Origin of the sequence: Thauera aromatica, assembly GCF_023093595.1 — a bacterium.
Taxonomy (GTDB): Bacteria; Pseudomonadota; Gammaproteobacteria; order Burkholderiales; family Rhodocyclaceae; genus Thauera; species Thauera aromatica_A.
This window is the reverse complement of record NZ_JALLIK010000018.1, coordinates 1-862: the sequence shown is the minus strand read 5'-3', so window position 1 is coordinate 862 and position 862 is coordinate 1. Positions and strand designations below refer to the sequence as shown.

Here is an 862-nt window from a genome sequence, read left to right as displayed (position 1 = left end):
CGACCAGGGCGTGGTCGCCGGCGACCGGGTCGCGGCCTACATGCCGAACCTGCCCGAGACGGTGATCGCGATGCTCGCGGCGGCGAGCATCGGCGCGGTGTTCACCTCGGCCTCGCCCGACTTCGGGGTGCAGGGCGTGCTCGACCGCTTCGGCCAGACCGCGCCCAAGGTGCTGCTGGCCTGCGACGGCTACTACTACAATGGCAAGACCGTCGATGTGCTCGGCAAGCTGGGCGAGATCGTCGGCGGGCTGCCCTCGGTCAAGCACGTGGTCGTCGTCCCTTACGTGCACCACGACCACGACCTGTCGCACGTGCCGCACGCGCGCATGTACGCGGATTTCATCGCCCCGTTCCGCCTCGTCGACGACATCGAGTTCGCCGCGCTGCCCTTCGACCACCCGCTCTACATCATGTACTCCTCGGGCACCACCGGCGTGCCCAAGTGCATCGTGCACGGCGCCGGCGGCACCTTGCTGCAGCACCTCAAGGAGCACCGCCTCCATGCCGACGTCAAGCCCGGCGACCGCGTGTTCTACTTCACCACCTGCGGCTGGATGATGTGGAACTGGCTGGTGTCCGCACTCGCCGCCGAAGCCACCGTGCTGCTCTACGACGGCTCGCCCTTCGCCGGCGCCAACCGGATCCTGTTCGACTACGCCGATTCGGAGCGCATGACCCATTTCGGCACCTCGGCGAAGTTCCTCGACGCCGCGGCCAAGTTCGGCCTCAAGCCGCGGGAAAGCCACCGCCTCGACACCGTGCGCGCGCTGCTGAGCACCGGCAGCCCGCTGGTGGCCGAAGGCTTCGACTACGTCTATCGCGAGATCAAGGCCGACCTGCAGCTGTCGTCGATCTCGGGC

At 68.1% G+C, this 862-nt stretch carries 1 protein-coding gene; it reads left to right on the top strand.

The window, feature by feature from the left end; genetic code table 11:
- Window positions 1–862, top strand: an 862-nt coding sequence (locus tag MXC99_RS00295) for an AMP-binding protein (protein WP_247723650.1), incomplete at both ends; no start/stop codon positions are given.